At 35.9% G+C, this 24,387-nt stretch carries 21 protein-coding genes; 3 read left to right on the forward strand and 18 right to left on the reverse strand.

The genetic code is table 11. The features are described from left to right. Positions 1 to 20 precede the first annotated feature (20 nt). On the reverse strand, positions 21 to 1,679 hold the full coding sequence (locus QTL86_RS08275; protein WP_127066418.1) for a ribonuclease J: 1,659 nt from the start codon (positions 1,677 to 1,679) through the stop codon (positions 21 to 23). Positions 1,680 to 1,881: 202 nt separating this feature from the next. Here QTL86_RS08275 and QTL86_RS08280 point away from each other — a divergent pair, with 202 nt between their 5' ends. Beyond that, positions 1,882 to 2,748, forward strand: coding sequence for an SDR family oxidoreductase (locus QTL86_RS08280; protein WP_410496954.1), 867 nt, complete (start codon positions 1,882 to 1,884; stop codon positions 2,746 to 2,748). A 618-nt stretch (positions 2,749 to 3,366) separates the two neighbouring features. Here the strand turns inward: QTL86_RS08280 and QTL86_RS08285 are convergent. The 14 genes from QTL86_RS08285 to QTL86_RS08350 form a co-directional block, all read right to left on the reverse strand. Beyond that, positions 3,367 to 3,852, reverse strand: coding sequence for a hypothetical protein (locus QTL86_RS08285; protein ID WP_127066416.1), 486 nt, complete (start codon positions 3,850 to 3,852; stop codon positions 3,367 to 3,369). 263 nt (positions 3,853 to 4,115) lie between these two features. Continuing rightward, positions 4,116 to 4,787, reverse strand: a complete 672-nt coding sequence (gene pyrE / locus QTL86_RS08290) for an orotate phosphoribosyltransferase (RefSeq protein ID WP_127066415.1) — start codon at positions 4,785 to 4,787, stop codon at positions 4,116 to 4,118. Between the two features lie 466 nt (positions 4,788 to 5,253). Beyond that, on the reverse strand, positions 5,254 to 6,201 hold the full coding sequence (locus QTL86_RS08295) for a dihydroorotate dehydrogenase (RefSeq protein ID WP_410496955.1): 948 nt from the start codon (positions 6,199 to 6,201) through the stop codon (positions 5,254 to 5,256). Next, a complete protein-coding gene (locus QTL86_RS08300) occupies positions 6,194 to 6,961 on the reverse strand; it encodes a dihydroorotate dehydrogenase electron transfer subunit (protein ID WP_410496956.1) in 768 nt (255 codons plus the stop codon). Before QTL86_RS08300 ends, QTL86_RS08295 begins: the two co-directional genes overlap by 8 nt. Beyond that, complete coding sequence (carB, locus tag QTL86_RS08305) at positions 6,954 to 10,199, reverse strand: carbamoyl-phosphate synthase large subunit (protein WP_410496957.1); 3,246 nt, start codon at positions 10,197 to 10,199, stop codon at positions 6,954 to 6,956. Before carB ends, QTL86_RS08300 begins: the two co-directional genes overlap by 8 nt. After that, positions 10,192 to 11,259: a carbamoyl phosphate synthase small subunit gene (locus tag QTL86_RS08310; RefSeq protein WP_410496958.1), complete on the reverse strand. Its 1,068-nt coding sequence runs from the start codon at positions 11,257 to 11,259 to the stop codon at positions 10,192 to 10,194. Before QTL86_RS08310 ends, carB begins: the two co-directional genes overlap by 8 nt. Further along, positions 11,259 to 12,173, reverse strand: a complete 915-nt coding sequence (pyrF, locus tag QTL86_RS08315; protein WP_127066411.1) for an orotidine-5'-phosphate decarboxylase — start codon at positions 12,171 to 12,173, stop codon at positions 11,259 to 11,261. The genes QTL86_RS08310 and pyrF overlap by 1 nt, the downstream gene beginning before the upstream one ends. Positions 12,174 to 12,283: 110 nt before the next feature. Further along, positions 12,284 to 13,555, reverse strand: a complete 1,272-nt coding sequence (locus tag QTL86_RS08320) for a dihydroorotase (protein WP_410496959.1) — start codon at positions 13,553 to 13,555, stop codon at positions 12,284 to 12,286. Beyond that, on the reverse strand, positions 13,552 to 14,478 hold the full coding sequence (locus QTL86_RS08325) for an aspartate carbamoyltransferase catalytic subunit (RefSeq protein WP_127066409.1): 927 nt from the start codon (positions 14,476 to 14,478) through the stop codon (positions 13,552 to 13,554). Before QTL86_RS08325 ends, QTL86_RS08320 begins: the two co-directional genes overlap by 4 nt. A 62-nt stretch (positions 14,479 to 14,540) precedes the next feature. After that, positions 14,541 to 14,699, reverse strand: coding sequence for a hypothetical protein (locus QTL86_RS08330; RefSeq protein ID WP_190283307.1), 159 nt, complete (start codon positions 14,697 to 14,699; stop codon positions 14,541 to 14,543). A 105-nt stretch (positions 14,700 to 14,804) separates the two neighbouring features. Next, entirely contained in the window at positions 14,805 to 15,407 is a 603-nt protein-coding gene (locus tag QTL86_RS08335) for a hypothetical protein (RefSeq protein ID WP_127066408.1), read from the reverse strand. Between the two features lie 96 nt (positions 15,408 to 15,503). Then, the gene (locus QTL86_RS08340) at positions 15,504 to 16,103 is read right to left on the reverse strand and encodes a bifunctional precorrin-2 dehydrogenase/sirohydrochlorin ferrochelatase (RefSeq protein ID WP_127066407.1); all 600 of its coding nucleotides are present in this window, start codon (positions 16,101 to 16,103) and stop codon (positions 15,504 to 15,506) included. A gap of 2 nt (positions 16,104 to 16,105) precedes the next feature. Then, the gene (locus QTL86_RS08345; protein WP_013656827.1) at positions 16,106 to 16,699 is read right to left on the reverse strand and encodes a histidine phosphatase family protein; all 594 of its coding nucleotides are present in this window, start codon (positions 16,697 to 16,699) and stop codon (positions 16,106 to 16,108) included. Between the two features lie 201 nt (positions 16,700 to 16,900). Further along, positions 16,901 to 17,698: a M55 family metallopeptidase gene (locus QTL86_RS08350; RefSeq protein WP_013656826.1), complete on the reverse strand. Its 798-nt coding sequence runs from the start codon at positions 17,696 to 17,698 to the stop codon at positions 16,901 to 16,903. Between the two features lie 148 nt (positions 17,699 to 17,846). Here QTL86_RS08350 and pepF point away from each other — a divergent pair, with 148 nt between their 5' ends. After that, positions 17,847 to 19,649 (forward strand): oligoendopeptidase F, encoded by a 1,803-nt coding sequence (gene pepF, locus QTL86_RS08355; RefSeq protein WP_410496960.1) that lies wholly within the window; start codon positions 17,847 to 17,849, stop codon positions 19,647 to 19,649. 64 nt (positions 19,650 to 19,713) lie between these two features. After that, positions 19,714 to 21,513 carry an adenine deaminase gene (gene ade, locus QTL86_RS08360; protein ID WP_410496961.1) on the forward strand — a complete coding sequence of 600 codons (1,800 nt, stop codon included), beginning with the start codon at positions 19,714 to 19,716 and terminating at the stop codon, positions 21,511 to 21,513. A gap of 39 nt (positions 21,514 to 21,552) precedes the next feature. Here the strand turns inward: ade and QTL86_RS08365 are convergent, their stop codons facing one another. The 3 genes from QTL86_RS08365 to QTL86_RS08375 form a co-directional block, all read right to left on the reverse strand. After that, positions 21,553 to 23,040, reverse strand: coding sequence for a CorA family divalent cation transporter (locus QTL86_RS08365; protein WP_127066403.1), 1,488 nt, complete (start codon positions 23,038 to 23,040; stop codon positions 21,553 to 21,555). Positions 23,041 to 23,113: 73 nt separating this feature from the next. Further along, positions 23,114 to 23,371 (reverse strand): hypothetical protein, encoded by a 258-nt coding sequence (locus tag QTL86_RS08370; RefSeq protein ID WP_127066402.1) that lies wholly within the window; start codon positions 23,369 to 23,371, stop codon positions 23,114 to 23,116. A gap of 116 nt (positions 23,372 to 23,487) precedes the next feature. Further along, complete coding sequence (locus QTL86_RS08375) at positions 23,488 to 24,288, reverse strand: MBL fold metallo-hydrolase (RefSeq protein WP_127066401.1); 801 nt, start codon at positions 24,286 to 24,288, stop codon at positions 23,488 to 23,490. Between the last annotated feature and the right edge of the window lie 99 nt (positions 24,289 to 24,387).

Consider the following 24,387-nt stretch of genomic DNA (forward strand, 5'->3'; position numbering starts at 1 on the left):
TCACCTTTCTTCCTTCTATATTAAACTTCCATAATAATTGGCAAAATAGCGGGCCTTCTTTTTGTTTTTTCATATAAAAGTTGCTCTACCACCTTTTTAATGCTCGTTTTTAAAATATGCCATTCTGTCATTTGATAAGCAAGACACATCTCTAATTCTTTATTAGCTACAGCTTTTACTTCTTCTATTAAATCCTCTGAATCCTTGGCATAAACAAAGCCTCTGGTAATAATATCAGGACCACTCATAATAGAGCAAGTTTCTAAATCAATAGCTGCTACTACTATGAGCATCCCCTCTTCTGCTAAATGCTTACGATCCCTGAGTACAATATTACCTACATCTCCTATACCAATACCATCTACTAAAATATTTCCTGCCCTTACTCTTCCGGTCACTCCAGCTGTTACCTTACTTACTTCTAAAACCTCCCCATCTTCTAAAATAAAGATATTATCCTGAGCCATTCCCATTTGCCTTGCTAAATTGCGATGATGAATCAGATGCCTATATTCACCATGAGCTGGCATAAAATACTGCGGATGCGTTAAAGTATGCATGAGCTTAAGCTCTTCTTGATATGCATGACCTGATACATGAACCTCTTCTAAATCCTTATATATGACTTGAGCTCCTTTTTTATAAAGCTCATTAATCACTTTTGAAACTAATTTATCATTTCCTGGAATAGGTGAAGCAGAGATAATAAATAAATCATTGGGTTCTATTTGAATGAATCGATGTTTTCCAAAGGCAATACGTGCCAGCGCTGCCATAGGTTCCCCTTGGCTTCCTGTCGTAATAATAGTCATTTGATCATTAGGGTAGTTCTTCATTTGTTCAACTTCTATTAAAGTAGTCTCTGGCACACTCAAATACCCTAAACTTCTGGCTACTTTCGTTATGTTTTCCATACTTCTGCCACTAAAAGCTACTTTACGTCCATAAAGCACCGCTGCATTAATAATCTGTTGAATACGATGAATATTGGATGCAAAGGTCGCAACAATAATACGTCCTTTCACATTGTCAAATAAACGCTCTAAGGTCTTACCAATAGTTACTTCTGATGGAGAGTGTCCTTTACGTTCTACATTAGTGCTATCTGCTAAAAGGAGTAATATGCCTTCTTTTCCCAATTCACCAATCCGCTGTAAATCCATTCCCTTCTGATCAACAGGTGTATAATCCACTTTAAAGTCCCCTGTATGAAAAATAATTCCTTCAGGTGTATGCACTGCAATACAACACGCACCGGCAATACTATGTGTACTTCTCACAAACTCTACCTTTATTTGTTCTAAAGCAATCACGTCACCAGCTTCCACGCAGTGACATTCACTTTTTGTTAGGAGACCGTGTTCTTGGAGTTTGTTTTCTATAATGCCTAAAGTAAGAGGAGTTCCATACAAGGGAATGTTCATTTGTTTTAATATATAGGGAACTGCACCTATATGATCTTCATGTCCATGAGTGAAAAAGATACCTTTTACTTTATTCTTATTTTGTAATAAGTACGTAATATCAGGAATAACCAAATCTACCCCATACATTTGTTCATCTGGAAAACCCATGCCACAGTCAATCACTATGATTTCTTCTTCATACTCTATAACGGTTATATTTTTGCCAATACTTCCAAGCCCTCCAAGAGGAATGACTTTCACAGCATTTTTCATCTTTCATCCTCGCTTTATTACTTTTATACTTAGTATAACTTTTTCCTAAAAAAGTATGTAGTGTTATTTTTAAATGAGACAAATGATAAAGTTACTTGCCATTAAGCTTTGATAAAATTTCCATATTGAAATACTTACATTAAGCTCATACTAAATTTGAATTTTTATTCTTAATCATTTATTACTTTTAGGAGGTATTGTCATGTTTTTCCCTAACCATTTTAAAGCGCAACAACAAACAAGGCATCCTGGTTTTGAATACGAAATGCAACCACTCCCCATTTTTGATGATGAAACGACTCTTCCAAATGGTAGTTTACTCCAAGAACAAGTAGCTATTATTACAGGTGGTGATAGTGGTATTGGACGTGCTGTAGCAGTGGCTTATGCCAAGCAAGGAGCTGATGTTGCCATTGTTTACTATAATGAAGATAAAGATGCAGAGGATACACAAAAAGCTGTTGAAGCTTATGGCCAAAGCTGTCTTCTTATTAAAGGTGATCTCACAGAAGAAACTTTCGCTACAGAAGTAGTCACAAAAGTCATGGATACCTATAAGCATATCGATATCCTAGTCAATAATGCTGCTGTCCAATATGAAAACTCAAGTTTACAAGCCATTACTACCGAACAGTTTGATAAAACTTTTAAAACTAATGTATATGGCACTTTTTATATGACTAAGGCCGTCTTACCGCATCTCAAATCAGGTGCATGCATTATTAATACAACTTCTGTCGTCGCTTTTCATGGTCATGAAAAACTCATCGATTACTCCATGACCAAAGGTGCCATTACAGCTTTCACGCGCTCCCTTTCTATGGCTCTTACAAAATCAAAGTCTGGTATACGTGTTAATGCTGTTGCACCAGGTCCTATTTGGACACCTTTTATTCCTTCTAGTTTTGATGTAAGCAGCATTCCTGCTTTTGGTACTACCACGCCACTAGGTCGTGCTGGTCAACCCATAGAATGTGCAGGTGCTTATGTTTTCTTAGCTTCTAAAGCTGCTAGTTATATAACAGGACAAACCATTCATATTAATGGTGGAGAAATTATTAATGGCTAATCCTACTTTTTTATGAAGAAAATTGATAACCTATCTTTAATGTTATAAATAGCGTTTAAAAATATTTTTATTTTCTATTAGGGATTCCACTTGTAGCTAACATATATATAAGTGTAAAAACAAATCAAACAACTTCCTCAGCATAATCACCGCAACATTAACTTGAGGAACTGACCGGGCCTCGTAAGTTTCAATCTGTTGCTACAGATACCTCTGTCTCCAAGGAAAATGTCACTAGTACGCTGACAGGGAGACGCCATTTATAAGTTGCCAAAAACGTTTTTACATCTTGTGTGATTCAAATAAAGTTTTAACCAGAGTCTTAAGGCCTTGGCACCTAGCTTAGGGCAGCCCGGCCAAGACTTTAAGGAGCTCCTCACTCATTGGTTTAACTTTTATGATGTTGCTACCTATGCCTTATGAAACTTCATACTGTGCTGAGGAGCCATTGCTGTGTCTTTTTTAAGAAATGGGTAGCATGTTATAGAAGTTAAATAAGAGTCTGGCACAAAAAAGGTAATCCTTACTGTGATACTTCACTGAAAGGATTACCTTTTTTGTTGAATTTTTATTTGCTAAACTTAATAAGCTTTTCTATAATAAATATTTAATATGACTTTAATTTCTTTTTCTATTTGCAATAAGATAAATACCAATAGCAATAAGACCAATAGACCATACTAAAGAACCATTAAACCATCTAAAAAAATTGGTACTCATTTCATCTAAAGCAGAAATTAATAAAATACCTACTGGAATTAATAAGAAATTATTACGAGAACCAAACCAATAGAGCTGAAATAACCCTAATGCTACACCTAGTTCCCCTGCTGGAAAGTGTGTAAAGAATAGACCTCCAAATAAGGCCTCTAAAAAGCTAAACAATCCTACTACTGTAAAAATACCTCCTGGAACAAGAATGCCTGGTGACCTCCTTGTGGTAAAATACTGCCACTCAAAATATAACCCCAGTGCTAAAATACCTAAATCCCAGAAAGAAATATAACCAAATAAATTAATATTAAAAACTTGTTTTAAGATACCACCTATCCCGATGATAATTAAAATAGCCGCTAAAATAATATTTGTTTCTTTTTTTCCCATTACTATTCTCCCCATTTCCTTTATGTTAAGTGTTTGTAAGATTAATATAACTCCTCTTTATGAGAAATTGATATGTCCAAGATTAATATTTCATGAGAAAATGCTTATTCCTCTTATAGATTTTATTTCTCTCTATATACTTATATCTGATTAAATTCGCCGTATGAAGGCAATCAATCATTTTTAAATAAGACAAAAAGCAGAAATCCTTATAGGGTTTCTGCTTTTTTGCTATTAACTATTCCTTATTTGTATATTTTATACTATTTCACGCAATACTCAGCTAAGTAAGCTTCCATTCTTGCTTTCATTGCATCATCAATATATACTTTTCCATCAATCTCTACGTTGTGGATTGTATCAATAATTTCTCTAACAGTTACGATTGGATATGTTTTAATACCAAATTCTGTTTCGATTTCTTGAATGGCTGTTTTATCTCCTTGACCTCTTTCCATTCTATCTACAGAGATAATAAGTCCTTCAATTTGTACATCTGCAGCGCCTCTAAGGATTGGGAAGACTTCTCTTACTGCTGTTCCTGCTGTGATAACGTCTTCAACGATGAGTATTTTGTCACCATCTTGAAGCTTGTATCCCACCATAGAGCCACCTTCACCGTGGTCTTTTTCTTCTTTTCTATTGAAGCAGTAGTTAAGATCTTTATCAAATTCATTTGATAGTGCAATAGCTGTAGCTACTGATAATGGAATCCCTTTGTAAGCTGGTCCAAAAAGAGCATCTACATCTCCTTTACCATTTTCCATAATGCTTTTAGCATAGAATTCACCAAGTCTAGCTGCTTGTGCACCTGTTTTGTAGTTTCCTGTATTGACGAAGTAAGGTGTTTTACGACCGCTTTTTGTGGTGAAATCTCCAAAAGTTAATACCCCTGATCTTACCATAAACTCGATAAACTCTTTTTTGTAGCTCATTTTCTTCATCCCTTCGATTATTGTTTTTTCTTTATATTAAGTTTCATAGTATGACTATAGCACTTAAACCTATAGAATAGCTTTAAAACTATTTTACACTACTACTTATTCTCTTTAAAGCTATTCTCTGTTTAAAAAGAAAGGAGAGTGGCCTCTCCTTATTCAATGTATTCTCATCATATATTTGCCTGGCTCATCAATTACTTTTTATTGTAAGCTCCTAATTACTTTTATTTTCCGCAAAAAACTTGTGGGTGAGAGAAATGGTCTGTCCGTAGATGTGACTTCGTAGTATTTTCTAGAAGCACTTAGTGAACTTTTTTGATGGTCTTTAGCGAGACTGTTTGAGCGCTAGCGAGTTTCGAGCGTTCATCAAAAAAACGAACTTAGTGCTTCAGAAAATACGGAGCGGACCATCGGAGGATAGACCATTTATCTCATCCCCCACCACACTTTTTTTGTTCTTTTAACCTTGAAAAGCATCTCTAATTTCTTGTAAGTTTTTAAATCCATAACGTTCCATATAGTCAATAAGCTCTCTCTTAATATCAACAGGTGCTGTTGGATTCGCAAAAGCTGCTGTTCCTACTGAAATAGCATCTGCTCCTGCCATAAGGAATTCTACTACGTCTTCTCCTGTCATAATACCACCAAGCCCAATGATTGGAATATTAACTGCTCTTCTTACTTGGTAAACCATTCTTACTGCTACTGGTTTAACAGCTGGACCTGAGAAGCCACCCATTTTATTAGCAATCACTGGACGTTTACGATGAACATCTATTTTCATCCCTAATAAAGTATTAATAAGAGAAACTGCATCTGCTCCTTCTGCTTCTACAGACTGCGCAATAGAGGCAATATCCGTTACATTGGGTGTTAATTTAATAATAATAGGTTTAGTAGTGAGACGTTTCACTTCTCTTGTTACTTTAGATGCCATATCACAAGAAGTTCCAAAACCAATCCCACCTTCTTTCACATTAGGACAAGAAATATTAACCTCTAACATATCTACATCTGTTTCATTTAAGCGTTCTACAACGCTACAGTACTCAGTGATACTATGTCCTGCTACGTTTGCAATAATCTTTGTATCAAACTTTCTTGCAAAAGGTAATTCATGTTCAATGTAATAGTCTACTCCTGGATTTTGAAGACCTACGGCATTAATCATCCCACCATAAGTTTCTGCAATTCTAGGCACTGGATTCCCATCCCAAGGTATACTTGCAATCCCTTTGGTAATCATGGCTCCTAGTTCACTTAAATCATAAAACTCACTACTCTCATGAGGTGAGAAGGTTCCTGAAGCTGTTGTGATAGGATTTTTAAGAGTAATGCCTGCAAGGTTAACACTTAGGTCAATGCCTTTAGCTGCTGCTATTTGATCAATATCTGTTAGCTTACTCATCCCACTTCACCTCGCTTCCTAAGAAAACAGGACCATCTTTACATACTTTTTTATGTTCAAAGCCCTTTTCTGTATTCGCTTTTGTTTTGCAAACACACCCTACGCATGCACCATAACCACAGCCCATACGTTCTTCAAGCGAAACTTGAACAGGCACATCAACTTCAGCACAATAAGCTGCTAATGCCTTAAGCATAACTTTAGGTCCACAGCTATAGAAATAATCGCCTTTAACGCCTTCAGCCTTAATAAGTTCAATCACATTTCCTTTAAAGCCTACTTTTCCACTATCTGTAGCAACATATACTTTTACGCCTAAGTTTTCTAATTCCTTTACTAAGAAAGGGTCATCTCTAAAACCTAACACAGCGATTTTTTCACCTGGAATATGCTTAGCAAGTTCCACTAATGGTGGTACACCAATACCGCCACCCACTAAAACAGAAACCAGTGCTTCTTGTACGTCATAGCCATTTCCAAGTGCACTACTAATACGAATGGTATCTCCTGTTACAAGCTTAGAAAACTCTTTTGTCCCTTCTCCTACCACACCATATACCAGTGTAATAGTCGTTTCACCTACTTCACAAATACTGATTGGTCTAGGCAATAATGTACTTTTAGATTCTGGATACACATTAACGAATTGTCCACATTTTGCATTTTCAGCTACTTCTGGTGCTTCTATAATCATTTTATAAATCATAGGGGCAATTTCACCTTGCCCTATGATTTTTCCATTTACAACTTGTTTACTCATGGCGACTTACTCCCATATCATAGATATCTGTTTGCTCTGTAGTCATTTGCTTAGATACTATATCAGCTAGTGCTCTTACAGTGTCTAATGAAGTTAAGATTTGAATAGAAGATTCGATTGCTAAACGTCTGATTTTGAAACCATCACGTTTAGAGTCATTTCCTTTAGTAGGTGTGTTAACTACAAGGTCAATTTCACCACTTCTAAGGAGTTTAAAGATTTCATCTGTTTCTTCTACAAATTTATTTCCCTTCACTGGTGATAGTTTTTCTACCACTCTCGCTTCAATGCCGTTTTCTTGTAATTTCTTAGCTGTACCTTCCGTTGCAACGAATTTGTATCCCATGCTCGCAAAGCGTTTTGCAATCGTTACAAACTCATCTTGATCGTATTTTTGAATCGTTGCAAAGATGGTACCACCTTGCATTGGAAGAGATTTACCTGCTGCAATAAAGCCTTTATAAAGTGCTTCCTCTACTGTTGTACCCACACCAAGAACTTCTCCTGTTGATTTCATTTCTGGTCCAAGACTTACTTCTACTCTTGGTAATTTCTCTGTAGAGAACACTGGTACTTTTACAGCATAGAAGTCTTTTGGTTCTGGGTAAAGCCCTGTGCCATAACCAAGATCTGTAATTTGCTTACCAAGCATTGCTTCTACAGCAAGGTCGATAATTGGTACACCTGTTACCTTAGAAATGTAAGGTACTGTACGGCTAGAACGTGGGTTAACCTCGATAATATATAAGTCATTTTTGTATTCGATATATTGAATATTAATCATACCAAGTACTTTAAGCTCTTTCGCAAGCATTTGTGTACAAGTAATGATTTTTTCTTTAATATGGTCTGGAATATTCACACTTGGATAAAGTGTTGTACTATCTCCTGAGTGAATACCTGCTCTTTCTAAGTGTTCCATGATTCCTGGAATAAGGATGTTTTCACCATCTGAAAGGGCATCTACTTCGATTTCACGTCCCATTAGGTAACGGTCAATGAGTACTGGGTTTTCTGGGTCTCTATCAAATGCATTGATGAGGTATCTTTCTAATTGGTGTGCTTCATAAGTGATTTCCATTCCTTGACCACCCAGTACATAAGAAGGACGTACAAGTACTGGATACTCTAACTCTTCTGCTACTTTAAGACCTTCTTCAACTGACCAAATCGCTTTTCCTTTTGGACGTTTGATGTGAAGTTTTTCTAAGATTTCATCAAATTTTTCTCTATCTTCTGCTTCATCCATGTGCTTTGGGTGTGTACCAAGTACAGGAATATTCATTTTTTCACAGAATTTAGCTAGTTTAATAGCTGTTTGACCACCAAACTGAAGGATAACACCCATTGGTTTTTCTTTTAAGTAAATGTGGTAAAAATCTTCATCTGTTAATGGTTCAAAGTAAAGCTTATCTGATGTATTAAAGTCTGTACTTACTGTTTCTGGGTTGTTGTTAACGATGATTGTTTCAATGCCTTTTTTCTTAAGCGCCATAATGGCATGAACAGAGCAGTAATCGAACTCAATTCCTTGACCAATACGTATTGGACCTGAACCGATAACCATGACTTTTTGTTTATCAGATACTTCAACTTCATCTACTTCATCATAAGTTGAGTAGTAATAGGGTGATTCTGCTTCAAACTCTCCACCACAAGTATCAACCATTTTGTAAACAGGTACAATATTCCATTTAAAACGAATATCGCGAATATCATCTTCACTGACACCTATTAAGTCTGCAATAGCTTTATCTGAGAAGCCTCTTTTCTTAAGCTTACGTAAGTATTTGGGTGTTAACTCATCAAAGCTCATTTCAGAAAGGAGCTCTTCTTGTTCTACAATCCAGCGGAATTTCTCTACAAAGAAAATATCCATGCCTGTAATTTTACATACTTGTTCTTTTCTATAGTGACGACGAAGCATTTCTGCTAGGGCGAAGATTCTTTCATCATCTGCTGTAATCACTTTTTCTTTGAGCTCGTCTAAGCTGCACTCTTCAAGCTTTTTATGTTTAAAGCTGAATTTACCAATCTCAAGTGAACGAAGACCCTTTAAGAAGGCACTTTCAAAATTGTTACCGATAGACATAATTTCACCGGTTGCCATCATCTTAGTACCAAGTGTACGTTTAGCTGTATAGAATTTATCAAATGGCCATTTTGGTATTTTACATACCACATAGTCAAGTGTTGGTTCGAAACAAGCATATGTTTTCCCTGTTACAGTGTTTGGAATTTCATCAAGGCCGTAACCAAGTGCAATTTTAGCTGATACTCTAGCAATTGGATAACCTGTTGCTTTAGAAGCTAAAGCTGAAGAACGGCTTACACGAGGGTTAATCTCGATAACCGCATACTCAAAACTATCTGGATGCAGGGCAAGCTGTACGTTACAACCTCCTCTAATATCACAAGCTGAAATAATATCAAGTGATGCACGGCGAAGCATTTGATATTCTCTATCTGAAAGTGTTTGAGAAGGTGCTACTACGATACTATCTCCTGTATGGATACCTACTGGGTCAATGTTTTCCATATTACATACAGTAATGGCTGTACCATAGTTATCACGCATGACTTCGTATTCAATTTCTTTCCAGCCTTTGATACATTTTTCAATAAGTACTTGGTGTACACGAGATAAATGAAGACCGCTTGCACAGATCTCACGGAGCTCTTCTTCTGTTTCTGCAATACCGCCACCTGTACCACCTAAGGTATAAGCTGGTCTAACAACTACTGGATAACCAATTTTCCTTGAAAAGGCTACGGCTGCTTCTACCGTTTCTACAATTTCACTTTCAATACATGGTTGATTGATACGCTTCATAAGTGCTCTAAAGAGTTCACGGTCTTCCCCTTCTTTAATAGCTGAAATTTGTGTACCAATCACACGTACATTATATTTTTCTAAAATTCCTTTATCATTTAATTCCACTGCTAAGTTAAGAGCCGTCTGACCACCTACACCTGCTAAAATGCTATCTGGTCTTTCTTTAGCAATAACTTTTTCAAGGAATTCTATTGTTAATGGCTCGATGTAAATTTTATCTGCTATTTCTTCATCTGTCATAATAGTAGCTGGGTTACTATTGACAAGGACTACTTCAATACCTTCTTCACGAATCGCTTGGCAAGCTTGTGTTCCTGAATAGTCGAATTCAGCTGCTTGACCTATAACAATAGGACCTGATCCTATAACTAATACTTTTTTGATGCTCATATCTCTAGGCATTTAATTTTCCTCCTTGCATAACAGTGATAAATTCGTCGAAAATGTGTGCTGTATCTGTTGGCCCTGGGCATGCCTCTGGGTGGAACTGAACACTGTAAATATTTAAATCTTTAAAGTACATCCCTTCTACAGTTTGGTCATTCATATTCGTATGCGTCACTACTGCACCTTCTGGAAGTGTTTCTACATAGTAGTTATGGTTTTGAGACGTAATATACACACGGTGTGTAATAAAGTCTTTAACTGGATGGTTACAACCATGGTGACCAAATTTAAGTTTTGCTGTGTTACCACCAAGAGCTAAGCAAAGTAATTGGTGTCCAAGACAAATAGCTGTAATAGGTTTTTTACCGATTAAAGCTTTCACTGTCGCTACTGTATCTGGTACATCTTTAGGATCAGCGGGACCATTTGATAAGAAGATGCCATCTGGATTAACTGCTAAGATTTCTTCAGGTTTAGCTGAAGCAGGGAAAACTGAAAGCTTGCAGCCTCTTGCTTCAAAGGAGCGAAGAATATTACTTTTAATACCACAATCAATGACAGCAATATGTGTTTTATTTCCTTCGATCACATAGCTTTCTTTAGTTGTTACTTCTGAAACAGCCATTTGGTTATTAAAAGCATCTATTTTAAGTTTGATTTGACTTGGTGTCAATTCTCTTACAGCAATGATAGCGCGCATGGTACCATGATCTCTTAATACTCTTGTTAAAGCTCTTGTATCAATACCTTCAAGTCCAATAATCTTTTGTGATTTTAAGTAACCATCTAAAGTAAGTTCACATCTAAAGTTATTTGGATAATCACTTTTTTCTCTCACAATTAAAGCACGTACATGAGATTTACTACTTTCCATATCTTCAAGGTTAATACCATAATTTCCGATAAGTGGATAAGTCATCACTACCATTTGTCCATAGTATGAAGGGTCTGTTAAGATTTCTTGATAACCTGTCATCCCTGTATTAAATACGACTTCTCCAATTGTTTCTTTAAGGTATCCGAAGGCTTTACCTTCAAAGATCATCCCATTTTCTAAAATTAATTGAGCTTTCATTAACGCATCACTCCTTGTAAGTCATCTCTCATAGCTAATACTGCTTTCTTAGCAGCTATGGCAAATTCTTTTTCTGTTACTTCTTTATCTTTTTGATAAGCTGCAATAATACCTCTTGAAGAGTTAACAATGATTCCTGAACCATTTTTATCAAAATAATCCTTTAAGTCCTCTGCTTTGCCACCTTGAGCACCATAACCTGGTACTAGGAAGAAAGTGTGTGGCATTCTTTTTCTAAGCTCTATACCTTGCTCTTTGTATGTAGCTCCTACTACAGCACCGATACGGCTATAGCCTCTAGTTCCCATAGTAAGTTCTCCCCATTTACTTACTAAGTCAGCTGAGTAATCATATACTGGTAAACCATTTACCATAAGGTCTTGAATTTCTACACCACTTGGATTACTTGTTTTTACTAAGATGAATAATCCTCTATCTTGCTCATTGCACGCTGCAATGAAAGGTTCAATTCCGTCAAATCCCATATAAGGGTTAAGCGTAACGGCATCTTCTTGCCATAAGTCAAAGTGTTCACCTTCAATTTTAACACCTGCGATATGCCCTGCATAAGCAGCTGCTGTTGATGCGATATCACCTCTTTTAATATCTCCAATAACCACTAGACCTTTTTCTTTTGCATAAGCTACTGTTTCCATATAAGCTCTTAGCCCTTCTAAGCCGTATTGTTCATACATGGCGATTTGTGGTTTGACCGATGGAATGAGAGTTGCTACCTCATCTAAAATACTTTTATTAAAACGAATAAACATCTCTGCTACAGCCTTTGGAGTTTTTCCGTAAGTTTCTAACATTTCTTCTTTTATAAAGGATGGAATCATAGCATATGTTGGATCTAATCCCACCACTGTAGGGTTTTGAGTAGCTTCTATTTGACTTATTAAACGATCAATCATCTTTTTTACGCTCCTTTGACTTCTGAGTTTTAGAATCTATCTTTTTTGAATTTTTATACATTATTATTAATAATTATTCTACCATTTTTTCAGTAAATTGCAATCTTAATTTATTTTTGATAAATAACTTTTCCATTTGCTAAGGTACAACTTACTTCTCCTTGTACAGTCATACCTATAAATGGTGAGTTTTTACTCTTTCCTGCAAAAGTAGCTTCATTAATAGTGTAAGTTGCTTCTGGGTCAAGAATAGTGATATCAGCCGTTTTTCCTACTGATAAATCCCCTTTATCAATGCCTACAATCTCAGCTGGCTTTGTACTCATTTTTTCAATTAAAGCCATTGGTGAGATGAGGCCTGTTTTTACTAAGTGTGTGTAACTTAAACCAAAGCTTGTTTCTAATCCTACAATACCAAAAGGTGCTTTTTCAAACTCTACATTCTTTTCGTCATAGTGATGTGGTGCATGATCAGTTGCAATAATATCAATCGTTCCATCTATAATGGCACGTTTCATCGCTTCTACATCTTTCGTCGTACGTAATGGAGGACTCATTTTTTTGTTCGTGTCATAATCCCCTAAAATACTATCGTCTAAAGTAAAGTAGTGTGGTGCTGTTTCAGCTGTTACTTTAATGCCTTGCGCTTTTGCAAAACGGATAATTTCTAAGCTACCTTCTGTGCTAATATGGCATAAGTGAAGTGGTGTGCCTGTGTATTTAGCAAGCAAGATATCTCTTGCTACAATAATCTCTTCTGCTTCTCTTGGAATACCTTTGATCCCAAAGAGCTGTGCATTTTCACCTGCATTTATGGCTCCACCTGTTAAGGTACGATCTTCTGTATGAGAGAAGATTGGTAGGTTAAAGGGTTTTGCATACGCCATTGCTTTTTTCATAAGACCTGAATCCATAACTGTTTTACCGTCTTCGCTAAGCGCACAAATACCATGTTCTTTCATTTTTCCGATATCTGCTAGTGTTTCACCTTGTTGTCCTTTCGTAATGGCTCCAATTGGAAGCACATTGACCCCATTTGCTTTAGCAGCCATTGCATAAATATATTCTACAACGCACTCATTATCAATAACCGGATTTGTGTTAGGCATGCAACATACAGTTGTAAAACCACCTTTGGCTGCCGCCTTTGCACCACTTTCAATATCTTCTTTATGCTCATAGCCTGGTGCTCTGAAGTGTACATGCAAGTCGATTAATCCTGGTACTACCCACTTACCTGTAGCATCAATGATTTCATTAGCTTCTTCACTGTAGTCCTTTCCTATATAAACAACTTTTCCCTCTTTAATCCAAAGGTCATTAACCTCTTCCATTTGTGTTTTAGGATTAATAATTAATCCGTTTTTGATACAAGTAATCATGCGTTTTCTCTCCCTTCTTGAAGTAATGCTAAAATAGCCATTCTCACTGCTACACCGTTGGTAACCTGCTCATCTATGACTGATACCTTGCTATCCATTAACTCTGGCATGAGTTCAACACCTCTATTAACAGGTGCTGGATGCATTAAGAGTGCATCTGGTTTTGCATATTCAAAAATCTCTTTATTTAAACCGTATATTTGGCTATATTCTCTAAGGTTAGGAAATAATCCTCCTTTTTGACGTTCTAGCTGAATACGTAATGCCATGACAATATCCGCATCTTTAACCGCCGCTTTCACATCCGTCATGACGGTGCATCCTAGTTTTTCCATACTTTGAGCTGTTAAGGTTCCTGGTCCTGCTAAGGTTACTTGTGCACCTAATTGAGTGAGTCCAAATACATTGGATCTAGCCACTCTACTGTGGGCAATATCACCAACGATTGTTACCTTTAGATTTTTAAAACCACCTTTTTTTTCATAAATGGTGTAGAAGTCTAATAATGCTTGAGTAGGATGCTCATTGGCGCCATCTCCTGCATTAATCACAGATGCTTTAACATTTTTAGCAAGTAAATGTGCTGCCCCACTCATGCCATGTCTCATAATCATATAGTTAATACCCATACTATCTAAAGTGATACCTGTGTCTACTAAGCTTTCTCCTTTTTGTACACTACTGCTAGCTACACCAAGGTCTGCTACATGTGCACCTAAATAAGTCCCTGCCATTGTAAAGGCCATACGTGTTCTTGTACTGTTTTCATAAAAAAGTGTTACAGCACTTTTCCCTTTCAATACATCTAGTTTAGCCGCTTTACCAGTTACTATTCCTTTCATGCTTTCAGCTGTTTGTAATATGGTCATGATTTCATTGACACTTAAATCTCTAATTCCTAGTAAGTCTTTTCTTCTTAGCATCTGACACCATCCCTTAATGTAAATTTAATTTTTAGCAAAATAAAAGGCAATAAAAGGATTATTTATCCTTCTATTGCCTTTATACGCCCTGCGACACAAGCTTTAGGAACAACTAAATAAACTACTCTATTGAGTGGTCTAGAAACGCTTGTATTCGCTAATTTTATATAGAATTGTTGCATTACTTTTATTCGTACTATAATTGTATTTAATCTTCTCATTTTGTTCTCCTTCTTGGTCTCTCTGGGCCAAACTTAAAGGCAATTTCCTTATTTGATTATCGCTATTTTATCACTGTATTCGGCTTCTGTCAAGCAGCTATTTATCTATTCTTCCACTTGTCCTAGCATTTGATAAATCTTATAAAAATCAACCTTAGATACTGTCGTATAAGAGGTTGCATTCAAATCTCCTACTACAATGGTTTCACTTTCTTGAACCAAAGAGCTTGGTATACCGTTAGTATATTTAATATGATGACTTAAGGGATTTTGATCCTTATCTACCATCTTAATCATTTCAATTTCATCCGCATAACCTAAAGCCAAAGCGGCACTTGGAAAAGGCGTTCCTTTCCAAGACATTCTTAAACCATACATACTAATATTAGTAGTAGAAATAGCACTAATTTGATAAAGCTCTTTGATTTGTTCTTCACTGAGCATGTGAAATTCATCAACGACAATATAATCATAGTTATTAGCAATAATCTCATTTATTTTTAAAGATTCATCAGATTTAAGTAAGATGTCTGCTTTCACCTGATCTTTAATTAAACGGCTACAAATATAGCCTCCATCTCTTGTATCTAATGCTGGCTTTAGAACTAAAGTTTTTAAATTTCTCACCTTTAAATTCTGTACCTCCGCAATGGCTCTTGCCGATTTTGAAGAACCCATTACCCCCACTGTCACTTTAAAAAAACCCATTTCCTCAAGTCTCCTTTTGCCTATTCATCTTTCTGCTAAAAAGTATTATACACTACTTTAACGAGAAAAAAAATGTATCTATTAATTGTTGCAATCTTATAGTACTCTTGATAGCTCTTTTAATGAAATGCTTTTCAATGTCTCTTGATCTAGTGTAATAAGGTATTTTAAAAGCCTTCTTCTTTCTTCTTCGTCTTTTATCTCTTTTTTAATAGTAGCTCTCCATTCACCTAAGCACGCTACATAGTCACTATAAGATTCATCATAAAGACTTTCTAGTTCCTTTTTTATCTTAGCAGCTAGAGCAGGACTTTTCCCCTGCGTAGAAACACTTATAATCAAATCGCCTCTACGAATACCTGCTGGTACTAGAAAGCTAGAAAGTGCCTGATCAGTTACAACATCACATAATTTGCCCTGCTTCTTACAAGCTTTTCCTATAGTAGCATTACATGCCCTATCATTAGTTGCTGCTATAACAAGTTGAAAGGCTAAAAGATAATCTTCTGAATAGCTTGCTTTTAATAAATTCATCTGTCCTTCTAAACACTTTATTTCTTCGCAAAACTCAGGACTAAGTACAGTAACTGTAGCCCCATAAGCTAAGAGCATCTTAGCTTTTTGATAAGCAATATGCCCCCCTCCTATAATTAAACATTTGAAAAAAGCTAAATTTATCATCATCGGATAATACATTCTTAACACCTCTCATTAAGGGATTCTATAACTGGAAACCCCTCATTCATACTGACTATAGTTATAGTAGCTGTGTCAATTTTAAAATGCCAATGTAAAGAAGGCTTTTTCACAAGTAACTCTGATAAAATACATCTAATCGTACCACCGTGAGCCGCTACTAAAAAAGTACCGCTTTGATGATTCATCAAAAACTCATTTAACCAGTCGGCTACTCTCTGATGTGCCATTACTAAACTCTCTCCTTTTGGATATCTATACGCTATCCCCTCCTTAATCATATACGTTACTTCCTCTGGATAATTCTTTTTTAACCAATTAAAATCCTTGCCTTCACAGATGCCAAAGTTGATTTCATGTAAGGCCTGTGCAACTTGTACTGGTATATCCTTATCCATAAGTTCTTTTATCGTTTCTTGTACCCTTTCTGCAGGGCTTGTATAAATTTGCTGTATCTGCCACTTATCTAGTTTTTTGCAAAGCCTCCTAGCTTCTTCTTTTCCTTGTAAACTTAGCGGACTTTCACTTCTGCCAATATAAAGGCCAGCTTCGTTAGCTACAGTGGCGGCGTGCCTTACCAGTATTAATGTAAGCATTGTCTCCTCCTATTTCAAATTATTATTTCTCCGATTATGCTCTTCTTAGCTTTATTGTACCTATTCACTGTCCTTTCTTTTTAATCTATTATACAAAAGAAAAAGAAGCTTTTTCAAATAAGCTTCTTTTCATCTGAATTAATTGATTATCATTTATCATTTATCTGAGTTACTACCAAAAGTAACTCATGACACTTTCTATTAATTAATAAATAGCAAAAGCACAAGTAAATGCATGTAATTATTAGACACATAACGGATAGTATACTCCCCTATTTGCTCTACATTGGGATAAAAAGAAAATTTATAAGCATCTGCATGCTTTTTAAATTCAATAATAAGCTCGTATTCTTCTGGCTTCTCAAAAGTATATTCTTCTAAAGCTTCTAAACCTTTTTTAACACCTTTACGAATACGTTCTATGGCTAAATCAGGATGAATACTAACAACAGCTCCTCCAAATCCTTCTTGTACAGCAATGGTTTTAATCTGTGGATTAAAACTACGTACAGAGCGCATTAAATCCCCATCTCCTGAGACCGCTACTATAGGTACGCCTAACATATACGCTGCATAAGCATGAATCAAAAACTCATCTGCGTCCTCTCCATTGATAGTCACATTTTTAATAACATCTGGTAATAGGGTATGAGCAAGAGGACTTCCATTAGAACTAGCGCCACTGTGATAACCAATAAAAATAACGGCATCAAAGCTTTCATCTAAGCCTTCTACCATACAATAAGGATGATTACTCCAACCCGAAATCACCTTTACGCCTCTAGGTAACATACTATGGATCAGATTTTTCCCATCTTCATGAGCATCTTTAACCATAATATACTCTGCTCCCGCTTCAATGGCCCCTTCGCAGGCAGCTACTACTTCTCTTGTCATTTGCTCTCTATATAAATCGTAATAGTGGCCTCCTTTATGAGTTTCTTCCCATTTTGAGACCCCTGTAATGCCTTCTAAATCTGCACTGATATATACACGCATTTTCATGCCTCCCTATTCCTACGCTTTATATACCTCAGTATATCAAAAACAACTGAAAATATCAAAAAATATATTTTTATAATTATTATTTTTCTATAAAATCGAGTATACTAACATTAAATCATATAATCTAAAAGGAGCTGATTTCATGTCAACATCACAACCTAAGCGTCAAGACGTTAAAATAGAAGATACTTGGAAATTAGAGGACCTATTTGAAACCGATCTTTTATTTGAAAATACCTTATCTGAAACAAAAAAACTACTTGATAAATTTAACCCCTACGAAGGTAAGCTTACCAGTAACCCTCATACATTACTTACTTTCTTAAAATTACAAGATACTTTTGGTGAAGCACTTGGTAAACTTTATGTTTATGCACACATGCGCCTTCATCAAGATGGTAGCAATGCTTACTATCAGGATTTAGCAAGTCAAAGTGAAGATCTATCTGTTGCTGCTTCCGAAGCTCTAGCTTTCTCCGGTCCTGAACTTACTCAGCTGACAGCTGCTCAGCTAGATACCTTTTTCAAAGAGCTTCCTGAGCTTCGTCATTATGAACGCTATTTAAATGAAATACTTAGACAAAAAGCACATATTTTAACACCTGAAATGGAAGCTGTCTTAGCTCGCGTGGGTGAATTAGGTACTATGCCTCAAAACACCTTTTCTATGCTGAATAATGTAGATATGAAGTTTCCTACTGTTGAAAACGCCAAGGGCGAAACCGTTCGCTTGACCCACGGTAATTACATTCCTTTGATGGAGAGTCAAAATCGCTCAGTTAGAGAAGCTGCTTTCACTGCGCTTTATAATACTTATACGAGTTACAAAAACACCATTAGTACGCTTTTTGCGGCCAATATTAAGCAATATGGTTTCTTTTCTAGTATGCGTCACTTTGAAACACCTCTTCATAGTGCTCTTTCAGAAAATAATATACCAGTCACTGTTTATCATGAACTCATTCATACAGTTAATAATAACTTATCCATTATGCATGATTATGTTACTTTACGCAAAGAGGAATTAGGACTTGATACCCTGCATATGTACGACCTTTTTGTACCCATGATTAAAGATTTCGAAAAGGAAATAAGCTATGAAGAATCTTGTGACATCCTTCTTAAAGCACTGGCACCATTAGGCGAAGATTATCTTACCATTGTTAAAGAGGCCTTGGATAACCGCTGGATTGACAAATATGAAAATGAAGGTAAACGCAGCGGTGCTTATTCCTGGGGAAGCTATGGTGCACCTCACCCTTATATATTGCTTAACTACTCTCCTAACATTAATAGCTTATTCACTCTTGCTCATGAAATGGGTCATGCTTTGCATAGTTACTATTCTCATCACCATCAACCTCATATTTATGGTGATTATTGCATCTTTGTAGCTGAAGTGGCATCAACAGTCAATGAGGCTTTACTAATGAACTATCTTTTAGAAACAACACAAGAAGAAACTTATAAGCGTTACCTCATTAATTATTTCATGGAACAATTCCGTAGCACACTTTATCGTCAAACTATGTTTGCCGAATTTGAATTAATGATGCATACAGCAAGTCAAGAAGGTAAAACACTAACTGCCGACTATTTATGCGACACTTATTATGAACTGGTGAAAAAATATCATGGTCCATCTATAGAAGTAGATGCTGCTATTGCTATGGAATGGGCACGTATTCCTCATTTCTATACCCCTTTCTATGTTTATCAATATGCTACTGGATACTCTGCTGCTATTACTTTATCTGAGCGTATTTTAAAAGAAGGTACAGAAGCTGTTAAGGACTATAAAGCTTTCTTAAGCGGTGGCTCCTCTAAGGACCCTATCGACTTATTAAAAATAGCTGGTGTAGATATGAGCACTTCAGCTCCAATTGCTAAGGCTTTAGAAGTGTTTAATTCTCTAATAATTCAGTTTAAACAGACAAAAAAATAATGTATTGCCAAGTCCAAATTGTGATGATATGATAATTGGAAATAACTTTGAGGGGGGCTTTATCATGACAAAAAGATATAAACGATCAGACGTTACACAAGAACTGGTTTTAGTAGCAAGTGGAGCAAAAAAAGCCGACCTTGTGATTAAAAATGCAAACCTTATTAACGTTAATACAGCTGAAATTATACCACATATGGATGTAGCCATTACAAAAGGGCGTATTGCTCTTGTAGGCGATGCGGCTCACACCATTGGACCTAAAACAAAATGCATAGATGCGACAGGACTTTATCTAGCACCTGGTTTTATAGATGGACATATTCATGTAGAAAGCAGCATGCTTACAGTTAAAGAGTATGCAAGAGCTGTTATGCCTCATGGTACAACTGCTATTATGATGGATCCACATGAAATTGCCAATGTGCTTGGTACAGAGGGTATTGGTCTTATGATTCAAGAAGGTAAGGAAGTACCACTTAACGTCTATACCACTATGCCTAGTTGTGTTCCAGCTACTGCAGATTTAGAAACGACTGGCGCTAGCTTATCACTTAGAGATATTGCCCATGGTCTTTCTCAAGATACCATCATTGGCCTAGGTGAAATGATGAACTATCCAGCTGTTTTAAGTGGTGATTCTAATGTACATGGTATTTTAAAAGCCACTTTAGACCGTCACAAAACGATTACAGGACACTATTGTGTTCCTGATGAAGGAGGCCCTGGCCTTAATGCTTATATTGCAGCTGGTGCTAACTGCTGTCATGAAACAACAAGACATGAGGATGCTCTCGCTAAAATGCGTCTTGGTATGTATGTTCAAATTCGTGAAGGCTCAGCTTGGTGTGATGTGAAGGAAACGATTAAAGCCATTACAGAGCATCAAGTAGATTCTCGTTTTGCTTGTTTAGTCAGTGATGATACACATCCTGATACTTTATTATCTGTAGGACATATGGATTATATTATTAGGCGTGCCATTGAAGAAGGTGTTCGTCCTGTAGTTGCTATTCAAATGGCTACTATTAATGCTGCTGAATGCTTTGGTTTAGCGCATGACCTGGGTAGCGTTTCTCCTGGAAAATGGGCAGACCTTGTCTTACTTAGTGATTTAACTAAGGTTACAGTAGCGAAAACCATTATTAATGGCCAGGTTGTGGCTGAAAATGGACAGCTTAAGATGACTTTACCATCGGCTTCCTATCCAGAGTTTGCAAAGAAAACCATGCATATTTATGAGCCATTAACAGTCGAAGACTTTAAAATAGCTGTCCCTAATGACTATGCAGAATCAACTATTCCTGTTCATGTTATTGGCATTATTGAAGCTCAAGCTGGTACCCTTCATAAAAAAGGTATGCTAACTATAAAAGAAGGATTTGTATCTAGTGATATATCACAAGATTTACTAAAGGTTGCTGTTATTGACCGTCATTCAGGTACGCAAAGCATGAGCATGAGTTTTGTAACTGGCTTTGGTATTCAAGAAGGTGCTGTTGCTTCTACTGTTGCTCATGATGCTCATAATTTATGCATTATTGGTACCAATGATGAAGATATGGCACTAGCTGCTAATACTTTAGTCGATGCAGGCGGTGGCCAAGTCGTTGTTCAAAATGGAAAAGTATTAGCACTCAATCCTCTTCCTATAGCAGGACTTATGTCAGAAGACCCTGCCACAGTCGTAGCAAAACGTGTAGCTGAAATTGATGAAGCATGGAAAACCATTGGTTGCCCTCTTCATTCACCTTTTATGACTATGGCACTTCTTTCTTTAGCCGTTATTCCTGAACTTCGTCTAACCAACAAGGGACTTGTAGATACTGTAAACTTTGTAGCTTTACCTATTTTTGACCTTTAGTGAAATAGAATACTTAGTTACTATAAAATATGGCTGTGGTTATAAACCACAGCCATATTTTATAGTAACTATCATACTCATTAAAAATAAACTAATCAATAGTAGCTTCATTACAAAATACTTCATATGTTTTCGCTTGGTCCAAATGCAAAAAGCGGTTACAACTAAAGTGGGTAATAATACATAGCTATTTAACCATAAAATAACTTGTTTGTGTTCCCACCAATGAAGTGCTTCTTCTTTAAAAATATTCATTCCAAAAAAGCCTGTCACAAAGCTAGGAAGCACCAATGCTGCTCCTGCAATGGTTAATAACTGAACCTTCATATTAGAAGCTGCCTGTTCTACTAATGTTGCATATTCATGTACTTCATCTACCTCAAAGTTCAGTTGTTTTAACTCCTCTTCAATTTTAAAAGATTTGGTTAATTCTTCATAAATCCGAGCACCCTCACCTTCTTCAGTCACTTCTTTAAAATATAATTGATTAATAAATTGAATATAAATCTCATAAATACTTGATATAGCTTCTGAAAGTGCATACTTGGGTAAGGTTGAAATCCTAGCAATCTCTGTAGATAAGCTGAGAAGTGTCGCTCTTTGCATCAGTACTAAGGTTACTAACTGATTATATAATTTACCCTCTAACCATTCTTTCGTGACACACAATAACATAAAGCGATTAATCCCATAAATACTATAATCATTTTTAATATATGAACTGGTAGCACTATAACTCATTTTTTTATTTAAGGTCATAAATCTCTCTAAGCGTTCCTGTGCTACTTCACCTTTCTCAATGGCGTCTACAAGGAGTGGACTTTGATAAATACAGCAACAAAACATTTGATTGCCTAGGATAGGCTCAATAACAATTCGATTATAAGATTTTTCTTTTTCTTTACATACAAAGGGGGCACCTAATATAAACATGATTAAAGGACTAATCGTTAAACTCTCTTTATAGTAATCTGCAGTAAAAAGCTCCTCTATATAAGTTTCCTTATTAAGTCTCATACTAACAGACTCTGGAAACCATTCATTTCTCGCTTTCTCTAAAGGAAGTATAGGGGGATAAATCATTTTACTAAAGCTATTAATGGCTTCTATTTCTTCTAACTGTAGGTAATGGTGATTAAGTAATTCAAAAGAAAGTAATCCTATTCCTGTTTTATAGAGTTTAAGGCGTATTTGTTTAATATCTAATAGAAATAACTGCTCTTTTATATGAAGCTTAAAAAATTGTGTTTCATCTAAATGCTTAAAAACATAGTTTCTAACAATAATCGGTTCTTTTTCAAAAGTATATAGCGCAGAACGGATGGGCTTATAAAAATAAACAAACTCATTATAATCTTGATCATCTTCAATGGTAGAGTAATGTACTTGCCACTGCTTTAAATGGTCAAAGCTTTTACCTTTTAGCTCAACATGTGGATAAAATAAGCGTTCAGGTAATTGACTACTACTTTTCCAACTGAAAGGAAATATAAAAATATGTTCACTTATAGGGCTTTTATAACGCATGGCTTTGTCCACCCCCTATTATAAATAAGAAGGATGTTTTATCTGAAAAACATCCTTCTTATTTTTTCGAAGCTTATTTATTATTGTTGTTATCTGTGCTGTCGTTATAGCTATTAGTACCAGCGTTATTTTGATAATTATTTCTGTTAGCATTTTTAAAATTATTATTGTTATTATCTGTGCTATCTTTGCAGTTATTATTATTACTACTGTTTTGATAGTTGTTATCGTTGCTATTTCTGCAATTGTTACTGCTGTTTTGGTAGTTGTTGTCGTTGCTGTTTTTTAAATTATTGTTGTTGGAATCTTGGTACTTGTTATTTTGTGTCATGTCGTTAGTCTCCTTTGTTGTTCAATATCAGTATGGCAAAATATTTTCCACGCTCCTATTATGAACAATGAGACCTTTTTTTATGCGTTAATTTATCACTTTATGGCATTTTTTTGTTAAAATCCAAAGACCTTTGAAACTTCATCACGTTTAGCGACGATAACCTCTATATCCTTTCCTACAATAATATTTCTTTCTTCTAAAGCCGTTTGTGCTGTTAAAAGGGCTAAATCCGGTACGTTGTTATCTTTGCTTAGATGTCCTAAAACAGCCCATTCAAGCCCAGGATGGTATAACTCTACTAGTGCTTTAGCTGCGGCTTCATTGTTTAAATGGCCTACATCACTTAAAATACGTTTCTTTAAGTAATAAGGATATCCCCCTGCTTCTAGCATACGTATATCATGATTAAACTCTAATAAGATGCCATGTGAACCGCTTAATCTTGCTGCAATTTTATCATCAATCGTACCAATATCCGTTGCTAAAGTAATTTTTTTATCCTTATACTCAAAAATGTAACCAACAGGATCTACTGCATCATGATAAATAGGGTAGGGTAAAATTTTAAGCTCACCCACCTGTAGATATACTTCTTTTTCTAAGATTTTTTGATGTTCTTCTTTTACGACGCCAATCATTTTTTCGCCTAAAAGCCTCTCCCAAGCTAAGCTTGTAGCATAAATAGGAATATTATATTTTCTACTTAATATGCCTACTCCCTTAATATGGTCTGAATGCTCATGGGTAATTAAAATCCCATTAATGCTTTCTGGTGCCACCTCTAATTGATCAAGCGCTGCTACTACTTTCTTCCCACTAATACCTGCATCTATTAAAAAGCGCTGTTCTCCAGCTTCTAAATAAGTACAATTACCACTGCTGCCACTTGCTAGGGCACATAATTTAAATTCCATTTCTTTTCCTCCGCTTTGCAATGATGTCCATTACTGCTATTACTATAGCACATTTCTTCTCTTTTTAGCATACCTTGTCATAAAAAAATCGTTCTACCT

Source organism: Cellulosilyticum sp. ST5, from assembly GCF_046529625.1.
GTDB lineage: Bacteria > Bacillota > Clostridia > Lachnospirales > Cellulosilyticaceae > Cellulosilyticum > Cellulosilyticum lentocellum.